General features: G+C 66.1%; 16 protein-coding genes. 9 read left to right on the top strand and 7 right to left on the bottom strand.

Translation table 11 applies throughout. The features are described 5' to 3' along the window. Positions 1-8 precede the first annotated feature (8 nt). Positions 9-1,451 carry an aldehyde dehydrogenase family protein gene (locus tag BEP68_RS09280; protein WP_187249796.1) on the top strand — a complete coding sequence of 481 codons (1,443 nt, stop codon included), beginning with the start codon at positions 9-11 and terminating at the stop codon, positions 1,449-1,451. Further along, on the top strand, positions 1,448-2,299 hold the full coding sequence (locus BEP68_RS09275) for an aldehyde dehydrogenase family protein (protein WP_053096636.1): 852 nt from the start codon (positions 1,448-1,450) through the stop codon (positions 2,297-2,299). The genes BEP68_RS09280 and BEP68_RS09275 overlap by 4 nt, the downstream gene beginning before the upstream one ends. A gap of 385 nt (positions 2,300-2,684) precedes the next feature. On the opposite strand, the gene BEP68_RS09270 is transcribed toward BEP68_RS09275, so the two are convergent. The 4 genes from BEP68_RS09270 to BEP68_RS09255 form a co-directional block, all read right to left on the bottom strand. Then, positions 2,685-4,595, bottom strand: a complete 1,911-nt coding sequence (locus tag BEP68_RS09270) for an ATP-binding cassette domain-containing protein (protein WP_187249795.1) — start codon at positions 4,593-4,595, stop codon at positions 2,685-2,687. Further along, entirely contained in the window at positions 4,595-5,818 is a 1,224-nt protein-coding gene (locus BEP68_RS09265) for a peptidoglycan-binding domain-containing protein (protein ID WP_187249794.1), read from the bottom strand. Before BEP68_RS09265 ends, BEP68_RS09270 begins: the two co-directional genes overlap by 1 nt. Before the next feature lie 113 nt (positions 5,819-5,931). Beyond that, the gene (locus BEP68_RS09260; RefSeq protein WP_187249793.1) at positions 5,932-6,678 is read right to left on the bottom strand and encodes a hypothetical protein; all 747 of its coding nucleotides are present in this window, start codon (positions 6,676-6,678) and stop codon (positions 5,932-5,934) included. A gap of 167 nt (positions 6,679-6,845) precedes the next feature. Beyond that, positions 6,846-7,247 carry a peptidase inhibitor family I36 protein gene (locus BEP68_RS09255; protein ID WP_053096622.1) on the bottom strand — a complete coding sequence of 134 codons (402 nt, stop codon included), beginning with the start codon at positions 7,245-7,247 and terminating at the stop codon, positions 6,846-6,848. A 227-nt stretch (positions 7,248-7,474) separates the two neighbouring features. Here BEP68_RS09255 and BEP68_RS09250 point away from each other — a divergent pair, with 227 nt between their 5' ends. From BEP68_RS09250 to BEP68_RS09235, 4 genes are all read left to right on the top strand, one after another. Then, positions 7,475-7,990, top strand: a complete 516-nt coding sequence (locus tag BEP68_RS09250; RefSeq protein WP_053096621.1) for an RNA polymerase sigma factor — start codon at positions 7,475-7,477, stop codon at positions 7,988-7,990. A gap of 181 nt (positions 7,991-8,171) precedes the next feature. Further along, the gene (locus BEP68_RS09245) at positions 8,172-9,020 is read left to right on the top strand and encodes a hypothetical protein (protein ID WP_187249792.1); all 849 of its coding nucleotides are present in this window, start codon (positions 8,172-8,174) and stop codon (positions 9,018-9,020) included. A 155-nt stretch (positions 9,021-9,175) separates the two neighbouring features. Further along, positions 9,176-10,444 carry an ATP-dependent Clp protease ATP-binding subunit ClpX gene (gene clpX, locus BEP68_RS09240; protein ID WP_053096617.1) on the top strand — a complete coding sequence of 423 codons (1,269 nt, stop codon included), beginning with the start codon at positions 9,176-9,178 and terminating at the stop codon, positions 10,442-10,444. Further along, positions 10,441-10,977, top strand: a complete 537-nt coding sequence (locus tag BEP68_RS09235; RefSeq protein ID WP_056278925.1) for an NUDIX hydrolase — start codon at positions 10,441-10,443, stop codon at positions 10,975-10,977. Before clpX ends, BEP68_RS09235 begins: the two co-directional genes overlap by 4 nt. Positions 10,978-10,999: 22 nt before the next feature. Here BEP68_RS09235 and BEP68_RS09230 read toward each other — a convergent pair whose 3' ends face one another. Then, entirely contained in the window at positions 11,000-13,051 is a 2,052-nt protein-coding gene (locus BEP68_RS09230) for a M3 family metallopeptidase (RefSeq protein WP_187249791.1), read from the bottom strand. Positions 13,052-13,206: 155 nt separating this feature from the next. Between BEP68_RS09230 and BEP68_RS09225 the strand changes: the two genes are divergently transcribed. After that, a complete protein-coding gene (locus BEP68_RS09225) occupies positions 13,207-13,830 on the top strand; it encodes an ArsR/SmtB family transcription factor (protein ID WP_053096611.1) in 624 nt (207 codons plus the stop codon). Then, complete coding sequence (locus tag BEP68_RS09220) at positions 13,827-14,045, top strand: hypothetical protein (RefSeq protein ID WP_187249790.1); 219 nt, start codon at positions 13,827-13,829, stop codon at positions 14,043-14,045. The genes BEP68_RS09225 and BEP68_RS09220 overlap by 4 nt, the downstream gene beginning before the upstream one ends. 66 nt (positions 14,046-14,111) lie before the next feature. Here the strand turns inward: BEP68_RS09220 and BEP68_RS09215 are convergent, their stop codons facing one another. Beyond that, the gene (locus tag BEP68_RS09215; RefSeq protein ID WP_394194020.1) at positions 14,112-14,330 is read right to left on the bottom strand and encodes a hypothetical protein; all 219 of its coding nucleotides are present in this window, start codon (positions 14,328-14,330) and stop codon (positions 14,112-14,114) included. Further along, positions 14,327-16,921 carry a valine--tRNA ligase gene (gene valS / locus BEP68_RS09210; RefSeq protein WP_187249789.1) on the bottom strand — a complete coding sequence of 865 codons (2,595 nt, stop codon included), beginning with the start codon at positions 16,919-16,921 and terminating at the stop codon, positions 14,327-14,329. Before valS ends, BEP68_RS09215 begins: the two co-directional genes overlap by 4 nt. A 201-nt stretch (positions 16,922-17,122) precedes the next feature. Between valS and BEP68_RS09205 the strand changes: the two genes are divergently transcribed. Continuing rightward, positions 17,123-18,733 (top strand): ABC transporter substrate-binding protein, encoded by a 1,611-nt coding sequence (locus BEP68_RS09205; protein WP_187249788.1) that lies wholly within the window; start codon positions 17,123-17,125, stop codon positions 18,731-18,733. Positions 18,734-18,833 lie beyond the last annotated feature (100 nt).

Genomic DNA, 18,833 nt, shown 5'->3' with positions numbered 1-18,833 from the left:
GCCCGCATATGTCATTCCTGGAATACGCTCCGGCACCGGAGTCGAAGGCAGTACTCAACCTCAAGGACAGCTACGGACTGTTCATCGACGGCGAGTTCGTCGACGGATCGGGCTCGAGCTTCGCGACGATCTCGCCGGCTGACGAGAGCCACATCGCCGAGATCGCCTCGGCGAACGACGCGGACGTCGACCGGGCGGTCGGCGCCGCGCGTCGCGCCTACGAGAAGACCTGGTCGAAGATGAGCGGCCGCGATCGCGGCAAGTACCTCTTCCGCATCGCACGTCTCGTGCAGGAGCGGGCTCGCGAGCTCGCGGTCGCCGAGAGCCTCGACAACGGGAAGCCGATCAAGGAGAGCCGCGATGTCGACGTGCCTCTCGTCGCCTCCTGGTTCTTCTACTACGCGGGGTGGGCTGACAAGCTCGACTACGCCGGACTCGGCGCCAACCCGCGTGCGCTCGGCGTGGCCGGGCAGATCATCCCCTGGAACTTCCCGCTGCTGATGCTCGCGTGGAAGCTCGCTCCTGCTCTGGCGGCGGGCAACACCGTGGTGCTCAAGCCTGCGGAGACCACGCCGCTGACGGCGCTGATCTTCGCAGAGATCCTGCAGCAGGCGGATCTGCCGGCCGGTGTCGTCAACATCATCACGGGTGCCGGTTCCACGGGGGCCACGCTCGTGCGTCACCCCGACGTCGACAAGGTCGCCTTCACGGGTTCGACCGGTGTCGGCCGCGACATCGCACGGGCCGTCGCGGGGACCGACAAGAAGGTCACGCTCGAGCTCGGCGGCAAGGCCGCCAACATCGTGTTCGATGACGCGCCGATCGACCAGGCCGTCGAGGGCATCGTGAACGGCATCTTCTTCAATCAGGGGCATGTGTGCTGCGCCGGAAGCCGACTGCTCGTGCAGGAGTCGATCCATGACGAGGTCATCGATCGCCTGAAGAGCCGCCTGTCGACGCTGCGCCTCGGCGACCCGCTCGACAAGAACACCGACATCGGCGCGATCAACTCGGCGGCACAGCTCGCCCGCATCCGTGAGCTGAGCGACGTCGGCGAGGCCGAGGGCGCAGAGCGCTGGACCGCGGACTGCGCGATCCCCGACAAGGGGTTCTGGTTCGCTCCGACGATCTTCACCGGTGTCGAGGCGTCGCATCGCATCGCCCGCGACGAGGTCTTCGGGCCCGTCCTGTCGGTGCTGACGTTCCGTACGCCGGCCGAGGCGATCGCCAAGGCGAACAACACGCCGTACGGCCTCTCCGCCGGCATCTGGTCGGACAAGGGCTCGCGCATCCTCGCGGTCGCCGACCGTCTGCGTGCCGGTGTCATCTGGGCGAACACGTTCAACCGATTCGACCCGTCGAGTCCGTTCGGCGGCTACAAGGAGTCCGGATACGGCCGTGAAGGCGGACGTCAGGGTCTCACCGCATACCTGAAGGGGGCCTCCGCATGAGCAAGCGATTGACCGTTCCGAAGACTTACAAGCTGGCGATCGGCGGCGCCTTCCCGCGCAGCGAGTCCGGCCGCACCTACGAGGTGCTGTCGGCGAAGGGGGCATTCCTCGCGAACGCCGCCCAGGGCTCGCGCAAGGACGCACGGGATGCCGTCGTGGCCGCACGTGCCGCCGTGAAGGGGTGGTCCGGCGCCACCGCATACAACCGCGGGCAGGTGCTGTACCGGGTCGCCGAGGTCCTCGAGGGTCGCCGCGCGCAGTTCATCGACGAGATCGCCGCGCAGGAGGGCGTCTCCACGTCCGCCGCCGCCGCGCAGGTCGACGAGGCGATCGACCTCTGGGTCTGGTACGCCGGCTGGTGCGACAAGTACGCGCAGGTCGCGGGCAACGCGAACCCGGTCTCGGGTCCGTACTTCAACATCTCGGTGCCGGAGCCGACCGGCGTGGTCGCGATCGTCGCACCGCAGGACTCCGCGCTGCTCGGTCTTGTCTCGGTCGTGGCTCCTGCGCTCGTCGCAGGCAACACGGTCGTCGTGATCGCGAGCGAGCGGTTCCCGCTGTCGGCCATCAGCCTCGCTGAGGTGCTCGCCACGAGCGATGTGCCCGGGGGCGTCGTCAACGTGCTCACCGGGTCTCCCGCCGAGATGGCGCCCTGGCTCGCCTCGCACCAGGACGTCAATGCGCTCGATCTGGCCGGTGCCGGCGATCTCGAGTGGATCGACATGCAGATCGCCGCCGCCGAGACGCTCAAGCGCGTGCTGACTCCCGGCGCGGTCACCGCGTCTCCGGAGCGCATCGGCGCCTTCACCGAGGTCAAGACCGTCTGGCACACCAAGAGCCTCGTCTAGCGTCGGCGGAATCCGCCCCCCCGCGCGCACGAGAGCCCCGCAGCATCAGCTACGGGGCTCTCAGCATTCGGCATCGTTCGAGTGGACCGGCACTGCCGATCAGAGACCCGGCAACTCCTGATCGTGCGATGACGGCATGGTGCGGGAACCCCTGCGAGCTGGCCGCCAAGCCGCTGGCGACGTCGCGTTCTCTCTCGAGACCGATGATTTCGAGCAGCAGCACGCGCGCATGCTGGCCCACGGCATTCGGTTCCGGGAGGACCCGCGCCAACGAGGCCTACGGCACCGTCGCCATCTTCGAGGATCCTTGAGGCGCCGTGGGATCTCATTCGGCGGTCGGAGACGCCGATCGGATCGTTCACGTATGTCCAGCTCGCCGTCGCGATCACGACCGCAGTGCGTCTGCGGGAACAATGCGGTTGGCGCGAACTGCTCCAGCGATCGCGCCGAGAGCGGCGATGGCGATTCCAGCTCCGAGGGCGGCGAGAGCGAGGACGGGGTCGAAGACCGGTGTCCATCTCTGCGCGATCGTCACAGCGAGTACTGCGGCCATCCCAGTGACGATGCCGAGGAGACTGCCGAACAATCCGATAAGCAAGGATTCGAGCAGCAGCATCGTCGCGATGTGGCTCTTGCGCGCTCCGATCGCACGCCGTAGTCCGATCTCGTTGCGTCGTTCGGCGACGGCCGAGAGGGTGGCGATCGTCACTGAGGCCGCAGCAGCGAGTCCGGTCACGATCGTAAGCAACGCCAGACTCAGCGCGACGCTCGCCTCCACGTTCGCGCGCAGTGAGTCCGCTGGCGGGGGAGATGCGACATCGACGCGTTCCGGCTGAACAGGGTCGAGCACCAGCGGCGCTTCCTCCGCAATGCTTGCAGCGGCACCAAGTTCGGTGACGACATAGGCCGTAACCGTGCTCGTCGGAAGGTTCGCGCTCTCAGGGCTCTCGCCGCCTCCGATCACGGCCTTGCCGAGCAGATCGGGCGCGCGAGGAGAATCAGTGATAACTCCCACGACGACGAGGGTCCGGCCGGCGATCTCGATGGTCGGAGCCAGATCGACCGGGGCCATCCCGATGCCCTCGGCCAGATACTCACCGACGAGCACCTGGTTCGAAGCGAGCGACGCCACTGGCGCATCCGTCCAGTCGATGTCGAGGCGTAGCGCAGTCCTGATGTCTCCGTAGCTCGCGTATGTGGATGTGTCCACTGCATCGCGTGGGGCGCCCACGCGCACGCTCGCCGTGCCGAGATCCTCGAGGATGGCCACGGAGGCTGAGCCATTCAGTTCCGCCAAGGACCTAGCAGCATCCGGGATGCCGGTTTCGATCGTCGCTGAGACGCCATCGCCGGAGACGGTAGCGGTGACGTCGCGACTCTTGACGGCATCGAAGCTCTCGGAGACCTGTTGCTGTGCTGTGGCTGAAAGTCCCAGGGTCGCCACGAACAGGGTCGCAGCGACCGCGATCGCTGCGATGAGTCCGGCAGCGCGCCCGGGGCGGCTCAGCATGTTCGCAGCGGCGTCTCTGACTGCAGCTGCTGGCCGCACAGTGGACGCCTTCCCCGGCGTTTTGGGTTCTTCGCGGGGCCTGATGAGAGGAAGTCTCTCGGTGCAGCCATCTTCGGTGCGCTCCTGAACTTTGCCGTCCACGACATGGATCTGTCGGTCAGCATGCTGGGCGATCTGTTCCGAGTGGGTTACGAGGACCAGCGTCGCGCCATGATGACGGAGGTTCTCGAAGCTCGTCATGACCGCTTCAGTGGTGCTCGAGTCAAGGTTGCCTGTGGGCTCATCTGCCACGATGATGGGCGCCCCGGACGCGAGCGCCCGAGCGATCGCTACGCGTTGACGTTGTCCGCCGGACAGCTGGCGTGGCTTCGCATCGGCAAGGTCTGGGATTCCCACGTCAGCGAGCGCCGCAAGGGCTCGCGTCCTCATCCTGGTGGCGTCTACACCGCGATAGTGCATCGACAGTTCCACGTTCTCGACGACTGATCGGCGGTCGAGGAGGTGGAAGGCCTGGAAGACGAAAGCGAATGTCTCAGAGCGGTGGGCGCATGCTGCGCGTTCTTTCAGTGCGGCAACGTCCTGACTATCGATCAGGAAATTTCCCGTCGACGGAGCATCGAGCAGCCCAAGGATGTTGAGCAGTGTCGACTTGCCACTACCCGATTCACCCAGGATGGCGATGTAGCTGCCTTGAGGGATCTCCAGGTCGACGCCGCGCAGCGCGTCTACTGAAGACTGGCGGGTGCCGTAGCGCTTGGTGATATCTCGAAGGGTCAGCCCGGGCACTACTGGACTCTCACTTGTTCGCCTGGCTTCAGCTTCTCGTCGTTCAGGATCTCAATGGCGCTGAGGCCGTTCAGCTCGCCGATCTCCTTTACCGGCACCTCCTGGAAATCACCGTCGGAGTTTTGGCGCAGAACGTATCGACTCGAGCCGCGGGAGGCGACAGCACGACTCGGAACGAGGAGAGCATCCCTCGCGACCACGCTGCGGGTCACCACGAGTACGGGCTTCTCTCCGACGGACGAGTCCGGGATGGGTGCAGTGCCAGGGTCGCCAGAGTCGGCTGTCACGAAGGTGATCGGAACCAGACCTTCCTCGTCGGCCACTCCGATGTTCTGCAGGACGAGGTGGACTTCGGTCCCTGCGATCGTTGCTTTCGCCTCGAAGCCGACTTCGAGCTGGGCCGCGGTGGCTGCGATCACGGTAGCTGAGGCGATGGGAGATCCTTTGGCGAAGACGACCGCTGCATCATCGGGCAGCGAACCGACACCTGGCGCCGCGACGACAGCAGCTGGTAGAGCCGAGGTCACCACGAACGCGCTCGACCTGGCGACGGCTTGCATCTTCGGCACTGTTGGAGCGACAGGCACCGACGGGGCTACTGGGACCGGCTGGACTCCCGGGGTGGCGGAGTCCGAGGGAGTAGCGGGCTCTTGCGAGGGCGCCGGGGCTTCCTTGGCCACAACAGAGCTGTCCTCGGCTGCGATTGCCGCTTCTAGGGGGACCTTGTAGCCATGGTCGGCGTAGAGGCTGGTGAGTGAACGCTCTGTTCCCGGGCCGAAGATCCCATCTGCCGTCGTGGAGTATCCGGCGGCGGTCAACGCGTGCTGCAGCTGCTCGACGTCGCGCCCGGTGTCGCCGGTGCGCAGATCTCGGAAGAACGGAAACGCGCCAGGTAGGGCGAAGGTCGGCTGGGCGTTGATCTCGAGGAGCACCTGGCCGGCCGAGACCTGAGAGCCGATCGCAACAGGCGCGTCGGTCACGACTGCAACACCGCCCTCTCCAGGGGCAGCCAGATTGGTCGACGTCTGATCACCTGCCCGCACCTCACCCTGCACCGTCAGGGTCTCGGCGAGGATTCCTTGTTCCACGGGCGCTGTGATCCCTGAAGGCGGCGGCGCTGCGGCGTCACTGGCGATCTGGCTGGGGGAGCGGAACGCCGACGCGACCGCCCATCCGCCAGCAAGCAGAGCCGCACTGGTAACCGCGACAACCATCACCAGCATCGCGCGTCGGCCAGGTGCCCTTCGACCAAGAGTGCGCCCACCTGGCCGAAGGGGGTCTGTGGGCCCGGCAGGGCTGAGGAGATCCTCCAAGGACGTACTCTCACCGACGCGCGTCATCGTGCTCGCGACTCCGCGATGATGTCGTCGATCTCCGACGTTATGCTCTCGATCTCGGCGCCGGCGTCCACGAGTGCCGCTTCGTTGTCTTCAAGCATCGAGCTCTCCCGGGTCCACAGAGCGTCGTAGAACGCTTTGGTGAAGCCCGACGAGTCTCGGCACTCGGCGTCGGTGGTCGCCAGGTCGATCTCTTCACCGGTGGGCTCCGTGATGGGGCCGTCGATGCTCGCGCCCAGCCCAAGGCGCTGACGAACGGACTCGCTGGGCATCTCGATCGGGGTCAACGGGAGGTCTTCGATGCCCACATCGGCCATGCAGGCGTTCCACGCGGCAGCGGACTCGAGAACAGCGGGGTCCTTGCTCGCTCCGGAATACGCCGCGGCGGCCAGACCCGATGTGAAGTTCATCAGGGTGTTGCTGTATCCAGGGCTGACGGTGGCAGGGTCGTCACGACACGCCAAGAACGCCTCGTCCTCGGACGGCGTCGACGCTTGACGCTGGAAGTCGTCCCACGCCTCGAGGCCGGCGGGGCGCTGCTGCGAAGGCTCGTGGTAGCCGTGCGTCTGAGCGATCTTCAGATCGAACCATTTCCGAACTGTGACGTCGGAGCCATACGCGGCGTCGATGTCCACGTATGGAACGGGATCGTCGATCCCTTTGCCGGCGAGGCAGTCATTGACGGTGAGCGCTGCGGCGTATGCCGCCTTCGTTAACTGCAGATCTGAGAGGAGATAGGGATCCAAGGGGAGCCTCCATCGAGCGATGTCCTTGCCCTCTGTATACAAGGCGTTTGGGTGCTGATCCGTGGCGGCGGGCGCACACGCGGCCGCCACGCTGACGGTGGCGGCCACGACGATGGTGCCGACGGCCCGGCGAGCGAGTATGACCTGCCTGGGTCGCCTCATGATGGTCAGACGAACTTTGCGGCGTTGGGGTCCCAGGCAAGACCCTGGACGATTCCGGAGCTGTTCTCAATGTTGCCGTCGCCCTGGTTCGTGTTGAGGCAGACCGAGGACCCGCCGTAACCGCCGGTGGCGGTGTCGTAGAAACAAGCGACCGAGTACCGACCGTTGTTGAACCATGAGTCTGCTGTGTTGCCAGCGTTCACTGAGGTTCCGGCGTAGTTGTAGCTCGACATCGGCGTGACGTAGTACTCGAACCACAGCACGCCCGCATAGCTGCCGTTCGTGTTGAAGTCCGGATCGTCCCAGACGCAGGCCCTGCCGAGACTGCAGTAGCTCGGGGCGGCGCTGGCAGGCGCCGCGAACCCGAACAATGCGATCAGCGGAGCTGCCAGTGCGATCAGAGTCATGGCGATTCTTCTTCGACCTCTTCTGACTTCAAGTGATGTCTTCATTGTCATTCCTTCCGAACCAGAACGCGGAGTTCCCCGCTACATGGGTTGTTTCCGAAGTGATGGCGTTCGTTTCCAAGAAACGGATATATTCCACCCGCCCGAAGATCCGTAACAGAATGTGAAACACATCGGCCGTGTGCGGAAATAGATGGTTCAGGAGAGCTGCGGAAGGGGGCACGCGGTTGGATCAGTTCCCGGATTTCTATCGGAAGCACTATCGGTTGATCTTGACCGTGGCTCAGCAGCGTCTCGGCGGGACTGCCGACGCCGAAGACGTGACGGCCGAGGTGTTCCGTGTCGCTTGGGCTCGGCATGACGATGGCGCAGCGATAACCCTGCCGTGGTTGTATACGACTCTTCGCAACGTGATCGGCAACGAGTACCGGCGTCAGGGACGCCTCGGCTCTTTCGTCTCCGACGCCGGTCCGATCCTCACCGTGGATGACAGTTTCGGGTCAGCGGCGGACGACGCCATCGAGGTGCGACGAGCTCTTCGCAGGTTGCCGGAGGCCGACCGCGAGCTCTTGTACATGGCCTATTGGGAGGAACTCTCGCGAGTCGAGATCGCAGCGATTCTCGGCATCAGTGCGATCGCAGTGCGGATTCGTCTGATGCGTGCTCGCGAGCGATTCAGACATCTGCTTCCACGCGAACAAGACATTCATGACGAGGAGGCGATCAGCGATGGACGAGTTTGAACGAAGAATTCGTGCAGCGCGCCCCGAGAGCGGGCATCGAACTCTGCCGCTCACTGCTCGGGCGGAGAAAGAGCTGGCTGAGCTGCTTTCCGCAGGACAGCTCACCGCCCAGGATCTCCGCCGGACTAGACGCGCCAGGCACGCCAGACACGCCAGGCCAGCTAGACGTACGGCGCGACCAGTGAGCGGCAGGCTGATGTCGCTGTTGGCCGCCACTGCCGCGGCCGGGGCTGTCGTCGCCCTCGGGCTGACGCTGTTCTTTCCGACTGCTCCGACATATGCAGCGACTCCGCCTCTGCTCGATGTATCTCCGGTTCCCCAGCCGCGCGAGGAACTGCTCATGGACCTGAGTCAGAAGGTGATGCTCGGTGCCGAGAGTCCGACACCCGACCCCGAGGTCACGAAGATCTCGGCTCTGGCGTGGTCGCTCGTCGTGATGTCAGACGGCGAGCGCCAGAGCGCGAATGTGGTGAACGTGGATTACGACATCACCGTTCAGCCCGACGGCGCAGTGCACCAGGTCGTCAAGGCAGGTCCGTCCGTCGACGCCGACGGCCAACCGGTGACCGAGGGCGTCCCTGCTGTCGGTGAGCTCATGTCCGAGGAAGAGTGGCCAGCGGGCAGCCCGGAACTGCGGTTCACAGAACCACTGCCATCAGAGAGCGACCAGATCCCCGCATACTTCGCCAAGGCGTATGAGACCACCGAGCTTCCGGATGCTGCCCTGATCATCAACTCGGTCGCGGATCTCATGCGGCAGCGTCAGCTCTCGTCGGCAGAGGAAGCCACGGTGCTCGAGTACTTCGCGCATGAGGAGAATCTCAAAGTCGTCGGGGCCGTGACTGACCGACTGGGCCGTGATGCGATCGCGTTCTCGGCTGCACACGAAGAGGACCCCTCGTACGAGGAGTACCTGCTCGTCGCCACGGACAGTGGCCAGGTCCTTGCCGTCGAGACGCACTACATCGCACAGGGTCGCACTGATATCCCTTCGCCTTCGGTGACGGGCTATTTCGCCTGGCGCAGATAACGTGCCCTCCGATGCTCTGCGCGGAGTCTGGGCGGAGCAGACGCGGACGGGCGATACGGACTCGAGATGTACGACGCCGCGCCAATGCGTCCCGGTGTCGGATGCAGCGGTTAGGCTCAGTAGACGATCTCAGGATCCCCCCTAGGAGGACGCGCATGGCCCGTATCGGCGAAAGCGCTGACCTGTTCAAGTGCTCGTTCTGCGGAAAGAGCCAGAAGCAGGTGCAGCAGCTCATCGCAGGACCCGGTGTGTACATCTGCGACGAGTGCGTCGAGCTGTGCAACGAGATCATCGAGGAGCGGATGGCCGAGTCCTCCGCCGACGGCACGGCGGACTTCGAACTCCCCAAGCCGCGCGAGATCTTCTCTTTCCTCGAGGAGTACGTCGTCGGACAGGAGCCAGCCAAGAAGGCACTGGCCGTCGCGGTGTACAACCACTACAAGCGGATCCGCGCGCACGGCACCCTCCAGACGGCCGAGCAGAAGGCCGAGAGCGTCGAGATCGCGAAGAGCAACATCCTGCTCATCGGGCCGACCGGATGCGGCAAGACTTACCTCGCCCAGACCCTCGCGAAGAAGCTCAACGTGCCGTTCGCTGTCGCGGACGCCACGGCGCTCACCGAGGCCGGCTACGTCGGCGAGGATGTCGAGAACATCCTGCTCAAGCTCATCCAGGCGGCGGACTACGACGTCAAGCGCGCAGAGCAGGGCATCATCTACATCGACGAGGTCGACAAGATCGCCCGCAAGGCGGAGAACCCCTCGATCACCCGCGATGTCTCAGGTGAGGGCGTCCAGCAGGCCCTGCTGAAGATCATCGAGGGAACGGTCGCATCGGTGCCCCCGCAGGGCGGGCGCAAGCACCCGCACCAGGAGTTCCTCCAGATCGACACGTCCAACGTGCTGTTCATCGTCGCGGGCGCTTTCGCGGGCCTCGAGGACATCGTGTCGGCACGCGTCGGCAAGCACGGGATCGGCTTCGGTGCTCCGCTGCACGACAAGGGCAAGGACCTCGACCTGTTCAGCGAGGTGCTTCCGGAGGACCTGCACAAGTTCGGTCTGATTCCCGAGTTCATCGGTCGTCTTCCGGTCGTGACATCGGTGTCTCCGCTCGACCAGGATGCGCTCATCGACATCCTCACGGGTCCGCGCAACGCACTCGTCAAGCAGTACCAGCGCATGTTCGAACTCGACGGCGTTCAGCTCGAATTCGAAGAGGGCGCGCTCCGTTCGATCGCCGACCTCGCCGTCGAGCGCAAGACCGGCGCTCGCGGACTGCGGGCCATCCTCGAAGACGTGCTCGGTCCGATCATGTTCGAGATCCCCTCGGCCGAAGACGTCGCCAAGGTCATCGTCACCCAGGCGGCCGTCGACGAGGGCGCTCCGCCGACGATCGTGATGGAGCGCAAGCGCAAGAGCGCGTGAGTTCCGCTCCCTCGCCCTGGCGGGTGGTCGACAGCAAGCTGGTGCATGCAGACCGCTGGATCCGCGTGCGCGCGGATGACTGCGTCGACGAGCGAGGACACTCGATCGCTCCGTACTACGTGCTCGAATACGGCGACTGGATCTCGGTGCTCGCCGTCGATCGGGATGGCCACGCGATCGTCGTCGACGAGTATCGCCATGGTGCAGGAATCGTCGCGGTCGGGACGATCGGTGGCGGTCTGGAGGCCGGCGAGTCACCGGAAGCGGCCGCCATCCGCGAGCTGCGCGAGGAGACCGGGTACGAGCCCGACGAGATGATCGACCTCGGTCCCACCTGGGCCAACTTCGGCAGCCACACCAACCGGGTGCATCACTTCCTCGCGCGGGGCTGCGTGCGAGTCACCGAGCAGTCGCTCGATGAGAGCGAGGCGATCGCCGTGCACGTCGTGTCTCTCGACGGCCTCGGCGATCACCTCGCGCAGAGCTACCACCAGCTCACCTGGTACAAGGCGATGGAGCTGCTCGACCGCTGAGGTCACGCGGCGTGCGACCTGATCACGCCTCGAGTCCGCGCCGCTTCAGGAGCGGTGCCATCTCTGCATCGCGCCCGCGGAAATCACGGTAGGCGTCGAGCGGATCCTTGGACCCTCCGACGCCGAGGAGACGGGAGCGGAACCGGTCGCCGTTCTCGCGGGTGAGTCCGCCGTTCTCGCGGAACCACTCGACGGTGTCCGCGTCGAGAACCTCACTCCAGATGTAGGAGTAGTAGCCGGCGCTGTATCCGCCCGAGAAGACGTGTGCGAAATAGGTCGACGAGTAGCGGGTCGGCACGGCAGGATCGTCGAGTCCGATGTCGGCGAGGGCGGCGGCCTCGAAGTCGGCCACGTCGAGGATCTCCGTCTGCGTGCTCACGCGATGCCATGCCTGGTCAAGCCAGGCGGCTGCGAGGTATTCGCTCGTGTCGTGGCCCTGGTTGAACGTCTCCGTCGCGCGCAGTCGTTCGACGATCGCGGGGTCGAGCGGCTCTCCCGTCTCATGATGCCGGGCATAGTTGTCGAGGACCTCGGGCCATAGGATCCACATCTCGTTCACCTGACTCGGGAACTCCACGAAGTCGCGGAAGACGTTCGTTCCGGCGAAGTGCGGGTAGGTGACGACGGCGAAAAGGCCATGCAGAGCGTGGCCGAACTCGTGGAAGAGCGTCGTGACCTCGTCGAGGGTGAGCAGCGTGGGCTCTCCCTCTCCGGGGAGCGCCACGTTGAGGTTGTTGACCACCACGGGCAGCGTCCCGCGCAGGCGCGACTGGCTCACGATCGGATTCATCCAGGCGCCACCGCGCTTCGAGTCGCGGGTATAGAGATCGAGCACGTACAGTCCGACCGCGCTCCCGTCCGCGTCCCTCACCTCGAACACACGCGCACCCGGGTGGTAGGCCCGGAGGTCCCGGCGCTCTGCGAACGTCACCCCGTAGAGCTTCGTCGCAGCGAAGAACACGCCGTCCTTCAGGACCCGCTCGGCCTCGAACCACGGACGGAGCGCGCTCGTGTCGATCGCGTATCGGGCGGTCCGCACCTTCTCCGTGTAGAAAGCCCAGTCGTGCGCCTCGACCGCGAAGGGCGTCGCCTCGGTCTCGTCGACGATCGCCTGCAGGGCTTCCTTCTCGGCTCGTGCGTTGCGTGCAGATGGCGCCGCGAGATCGCGCAGCATCCGCTCGACCGCGTCCGGCGTGCCGGCCGTCTCGTCTGCCGTCACGTACGCGGCGTGCGAGGCATAGCCGAGCAGTGCCGCGCGCTCGGCGCGGAGGCGCACGATCTCGGCGAGCACGGGACGATTGTCGTTCCCGTTGTTACGCGACGCGCGCGACTGCGAGGCCGCCAGGATGCGGCGACGCGACTCGCGATCGCGGAGCTGCGCCAGGTACGGATGCCCGGTGAACAGCGGGAGGGAGATGACGAAGCGTCCGTCGAGGCCGCGATCCGCCGCCGAGCGAGCCGCTGCGGAGAGCTCACCGCTGCTGAGGCCCGCGAGCTCCTCGGGCGAGTCGAACACCACCGCGAGGTCGTTCGTGTCGTTGAGGAGGTTGCGCTCGAAGGTGTTGTTCAGCGTCGACAGCTGCTGGTTCAGGGCGGTGAGTCTGCTCTTCGCCTCGTCGCCGAGGGCCGCGCCCGCGTGGGTCATCTCGCGGTGGTGCCGTTCGACGAGGTACCGCTGCTCATCATCGAGCTCGAGATCGTCGAGGTGCGAGTGCACCTGCTGGACGCGCCAGTACAGCGCAGCGTCGAGAGTGATGGCATCCTGATGGGCCGCCATGAGAGGAGCGAGCTGTTCGTCGATCTTCTGGATCTCCGGGGTCGCATCGGCCGAGGTCACGGTGTAGAACGCGTGCGCGACGCGGTCGAGCAGCTCTCCTGAGCGCTCCAGTGCCTCGATCGTGTTCTCGAAGGTGGGCATCGAGCGCACCATCGTGATCCGGGCGATCTCTCGGAGGTGCTCGTCGAACGCGGCCTGCAATGCCGGCAGGTAGTGCTCGGGCCTGATGGCAGCGAAGTCGGGAAGACCGTAGGGGAGCGTGGACGGCTGAAGCAGGGGATTCGCGACGTCGGTCATCCTCTGAGCCTAGCCATCACCCGCAACAGGGACTCGCTTCCCGGCGGCGGCGTCCGTGACGGCACGGGCTCTGGCCGTAGGACGCTGACGCGTGCAAAGTTTAATTTGCAAAGATTAGCTTGCAAAGAAGTCTTTGCAAGAGTATCGTCGACGGTATGGAAGACGAACTGCAGTTGCGACGCCTCGACGCGGGGGCGCTCAAAGCCCTCGCTCACCCGCTGCGTGTGAGGATCTTCGACCTGCTCAGCACTCACGGGCCGCAGACGGCGAGTTCGCTCGCCTCGATGCTGGGTGAGACGTCCGGGTCGACCAGCTATCACCTGCGAACGCTCTCGGCGCACGACCTCATCCACGAGGTCGAGGGCCGCGGCACGGCCCGAGAGCGCTGGTGGGAGCTTCCCGAAGGACGCATCGACATCCCCGGTCCCAGTCAGAGCATGTCACCGGCGAATCGAGCCGCGGCGCAGATCGTCTCGTCCGAGTTCTTCCGACTTCGCCACGAGACCCTGATGTCCTACGTGAATCGGCCGGACACGGACGTGCCCGAGGGCTGGAAGGACACCGGGTTGATCGCCACGACTCTGCTCGAGATGACCCCCTCGCAGATGGCGGGTCTCAAGGATGAGCTCATGGCGGTGGTCGACAGCGCGGTCGAGCGATTCCGCGGCCAGACCGGGCCGGATGTGCGCCGGGTGTCGCTGCGCACCGAGCTCTTCGACCTGCCGGCCTCCGGTGCTGTGCTCGCGGATGCCGCCGACTCGAAGACGGAGGAATCATGACCAGCGCGACCATCCGACTCGTCGCCCCGACGCGCACTGAGCGCAGGCTGCTCGGCCTCGCCGGTCTGCTCACGGCCTTCGTGGAACATCGCATCGAACGTCGGGCCGAGAAGCGGACGCTCGCGCTGGATCTCCTGCGCGAGCAGCAGACCAGACGCCAGGATCCCCACGCCGTCGACCACATGCTCGCGCAGCTCGGCCTGCCTCGTCGATGACATCGCCACACGCAGCGAAGCCCCCTGTCTGGAGTTCCGGACAGGGGGCTTTCTGATCAGAGTTCGTCAGTCCTCGAAGGGGCGGGCGATCACGTCGCCGGCCCCGGTCTGCACGACCTCCCAGCCCGCATCGAGCTCGGCGATCGCACGGCCCTCGAGCCATGTGAGCGTCCAGTGTCCGGTGAGGCCGCGGGATTCGACCTCGGCGATCGCCGGCCGGAGCGCGGCGGGAACGGATGCCGGCGGCTCCGAGCCGGTGGCCCACCGCGTACCCAGCTGCATCATGCCCCCTCGACCGGAGCGAGCTCGATCGCGGTGACCGCGAACTCGTCGGCCTCGGTGAACTCGAGGTCGGCGATGCGGCCGACGGCCTTGAGATCTTCGGCTGCGGCGCGGAGTGCGTCGAGCTTGGCGGCGGGCGCCGCGATCGCGGCACGAGATACCGGAGTCTTCTGCGATGCCTTCGCCTCGGTCTTGGCGCGGCGGATGCCGATCAGTGCCTCACTCGCGGCCGACAGCACCGCCGTGTCACCGTCGATGCCGAGAGGCTCCGGCCACGCGGCGGTGTGGACCGAGCCTTCTTCGAACCACGACCACACCTCTTCGGTCGCGAACGAGAGGATCGGCGCGAGAAGGCGCAGCAGCGTGGACAGCGCCAGGCGCAGTGCGAGTGCCGCGGAGGCCTGGCCCACGTCGTTCTGGTTGTAGGCGCGCTCCTTGACGAGCTCGAGGTAGTCGTCGCAGAACGTCCAGAAGAACGCCTCGGTGACCTCCAGCGCCTTGGCCTGGTCGTAGTTCTCGAACGCCTTGGTCGCCTCGGCGATCACGGCGTCGAGGCCTGTCAGCATCGAGGCGTCGAGGGCGTGCGTCACCTGGGCGCCTTCGGGCACCGGGAACGACAGCACGAACTTCGCCGCGTTGAGCACCTTGATCGACAGACGGCGGCCGATCTTGACCTGCGTCGGGTTCTGCGGGTCGAAGGCGGCATCCATCCCCAGGCGGCTGGAGGCGGCCCAGTAGCGCACCGCATCCGATCCGTGGGTCTCGAGGATGTCCGCCGGCGTGACGACGTTGCCCTTCGACTTCGACATCTTCTTGCGGTCGGGGTCGACGATGAAGCCCGAGATCGCGGCGTTGCGCCACGGCGAGCGCCCGTCTTCGAGGGTCGAGCGCAACATGGTCGAGAAGAGCCAGGTGCGGATGATGTCCTGTCCCTGCGGGCGCAGGTCGAACGGTGCCGTGAGCTGCCACAGCTCCTCGTCGCGCTGCCATCCACCGGCGAGCTGCGGAGTGAGCGACGAGGTGGCCCAGGTGTCGAGGATGTCGGCCTCGGCCTCGAAACCACCGGCCACGCCGCGCTGATCCTCGGTGTATCCCTCCGGCACGTCGGTCGTCGGGTCGATGGGGAGACTGGCGTGATCGGGAGCGATCACGCGGTCGTAGTCGCGCTCGCCGTTCTCGTCGAGGCCGTACCAGAGCGGGATCGGCACGCCGAAGAAGCGCTGACGCGACACGAGCCAGTCTCCGGTCAGACCTCCGACCCAGTTCTCGTAGCGAACCCGCATGAAGTCCGGGTGCCACGCCAGCTGCGTTCCGCGCTCGAGCAGCTCGTCGCGCAGGTTCGCGTCGCGTGCGCCGTTGCGGATGTACCACTGGCGGGTCGAGACGATCTCGAGAGGGCGGTCACCCTTCTCGAAGAACTTCACGGCGTGGTTGAACGGCTTGCCGACGGCCGTCATGTCTCCGGTCTCCTGCAGCTTCTCGACGATGGCCTTGCGCGCGGAGAACACCGTCTTGCCCGCGAGCTCGGCGGTGTACCAGTCGATCGCGTCGGCGTCGGCGACGATCGACGGCGCCGTCGGGAGGAAACGTCCGTCGAGGCCGATCGTGGTCATGTTCGGGAGGTGGTCGCCCGCCGCCGTGCGCAGCTCGCGCCACCAGATGATGTCGGTCACATCGCCGAAGGTGCAGACCATCGCGGCGCCGGTGCCCTTGTCGGGCTGTGCGAGGTGGTGGCCGTGGATCTCGATCTCGGCGCCGAAGAAGGGCGTGCGCACCTTCGTGCCGATCAGGTGCTTGTGCGGGCCCTCGGGGTGGGTCACGATCGCGATGCACGCGGGAAGCAGCTCGGGGCGGGTGGTCTCGATCGTGATCGAGCCGGATCCGTCGGCGAACGGGAAGTCGATGGTGTGGTACGCGGCCTGCTGGTCGCGATCCTCGAGTTCGGCCTGGGCGATCGCCGAGCGGAAGTCGATGTCCCACAGCGTCGGAGCGAGCGACTGATAGGCCTCGCCGCGCTCGAGGTTGCGCAGGAATGCGAGCTGGCTCTGACGGATCGTGTCGTCGGAGATGGTGCGGTAGGTCTGCGTCCAGTCGACCGAGAGGCCGAGCTGGCGGAACAGCGCCTCGAACTGCTTCTCGTCCTCGATCGTCAGACGTTCGCAGAGCTCGATGAAGTTGCGGCGGCTGATGGGCACCTGGTCGGCAGCGCGGCTGGACTTGTTGTCGCCGCCTTCGAACGGCGGGGTGAAGTCGCTCTGGTAGGGGAGCGTCGGGTCGCACCGCACGCCGTAGTAGTTCTGCACGCGGCGCTCGGTGGGCAGTCCGTTGTCGTCCCACCCCATCGGGTAGAACACGTTCTTGCCGCGCATGCGCTCGAAGCGCGCCTTGACATCGGTGTGCGTGTACGAGAAGACGTGCCCGATGTGCAGGCTTCCGGATGCGGTCGGCGGGGGAGTGTCGATCGAGTAGACGCCCTCGCGGCCGGACTCCGCGGCGCGGATGCGGTCGAACAGGTACGTGCCCCGCTCGGACCAGGTCTCACCCCACTTCGCTTCGAGACCTTCGAGTGCGGGCTTGTCGGGAATAGCGGACATGAAGGTTCTCCTCGAGCGATGTATGCGGCACTGTGTGAGCGTGCCTGAGTGTGGATTGTGTCCCACAGTCTAATCGCCCGCGGCAGTGCAGAGTTCCGGTCCTGCCGCGCAGCGCCGGGGGTGAAGAGGACGCTCTAGAATTGGATCCAGTCCAACAAACGACGCGTCCGCGTCCCTTCGCCTTCCCTCCCGAGGAACAGCATGCCCATCACCTTCCTGCGCCGCGCGATCCCGCTCGGTGCCACCGTCGCCGTGAGCGCCCTCCTGCTCAGCTCCTGCGCCGCGCCGTCCTCCGAGTCCGACGGCGGAGAGCTCGTCTGGTCGATCGAGGGCGCGAACCTCTCTGCCGGGCACATGGATCCGCAGGTGAGCCAGCTCGACGTCTCCGGCATGGTGCAGCGGGCAGTGCTCGACTCGCTGGTCTTCCAGGAGGACGACGGCTCGTTCAGCCCCTGGCTGGCGAAGGAGTGGACCGTCTCCGACGACAGCACGGAGTACACCTTCGTCCTCCGTGACGACGTGACGTTCACCGACGGCGAGGTCTTCGACGCCGAGGCGGTCAAGGCGAACTTCGACCGCATCGTCGACCCCGAGACGGAGTCGGCGCAGGCGGCGTCGATGCTCGGAGCAGACTTCTACGCGGGTACGGAGGTCGTCGACGAGCACACCGTCACGGTCAGCTTCACCCAGCCGTACGCGCCGTTCCTGCAGGCGGCCAGCACGCCGCAGCTCGGGTTCTACTCACCGGCCGTGCTGGCGGAGTCCGCCGACCAGCTGAAGGCCGGAGGGCCCGATGTCACGGTCGGCACCGGTCCGTTCGTGCTCACCGAGTACACGCCCGATCAGGAGCTGGTGTACACCCGGAACGATGACTACGCCTGGGGGCCGCACGGCGAGGATGCGGCGGAGGTCGAGACGCTGCGCGTCGAGATCCAGCCGGAGGCCTCCGTGCGCACCGGCGTCGTGCAGAGCGGCGAGGCGGACCTCGCGAGCAACATCCCCCCGAACCTCGCGGGAGATCTCGGCGACGGCATCACCGTGGACTCGGTCGAGTACCCCGGCCTGCCGTACTCGCTGTACCTCAACGAGAAGTACGGTGTCTTCGCCGACGAGAAGGTGCGCCAGGCATTCGCTCGGGGCATCGACGTCGACGCCGCCGTCGAGGAGATCTTCTTCGGGCAGTTCCCACGAGCATGGAGCGTGCTCGGCTCGACGACTCCCGGGTACGACGCCTCCCTCGAGGACAGCTGGCCTTTCGATGCAGCAGCGGCGAACGCTCTCCTCGACGGGGCCGGCTGGACGGAGCGCGACAGCGACGGCATCCGCATGAAGGACGGCAAGCGTCTGTCGGCGCGGTGGATCGCATGGACCCCGGTGCCGGACGACCGGGCCGCCCTGGCGAACGCCATCCAGTCGGATCTCAAGGCGATCGGGTTCGAGGTCATGCGCGAGGTGCTGGAGCCCGGCGCCTACAACGAGCAGTACGGTCCCAAGACCTTCGACCTGACGGACTGGGGATTCTCCGGCGTCGATCCCGACTTCCTCCGCGCGCACCTGCACACAGAGGGGTTCCAGAACGCCTCCCAGGTCACCGATCCGGAGATCGACGCTCTGCTCGACCAGGCCGTCGCCTCCAGCGACCAGGACGAGCGCAACAGCATCTACACGCAGCTGCAGGAGTGGAATGCGGAGTACACGGCCATCGTCCCGCTCTACAGCCCCTCGGCGATCACCGCCGTCGGCGAGCGGGTCAGCGGTCTCGACTACGACCTGTACGGACGTCCGCTGTTCTACGACGTGAGCGTCGGCTGACCGCTGAGTCGTCGAGCCCCCTTGGGCATATCGCTGCGGTATCGTTCGTGAGCGAGCGCCGCGTGCCGAAGGGTGCTCAGAGATCGTCGAGAGGGCGCCA

The organism is Microbacterium sp. 4-7 (assembly GCF_014332665.1).
Taxonomy (GTDB): Bacteria; Actinomycetota; Actinomycetes; order Actinomycetales; family Microbacteriaceae; genus Microbacterium.
The sequence above is the reverse complement of the archived record's forward strand: the minus strand, read 5'-3'. Positions and strand labels throughout refer to the sequence as shown.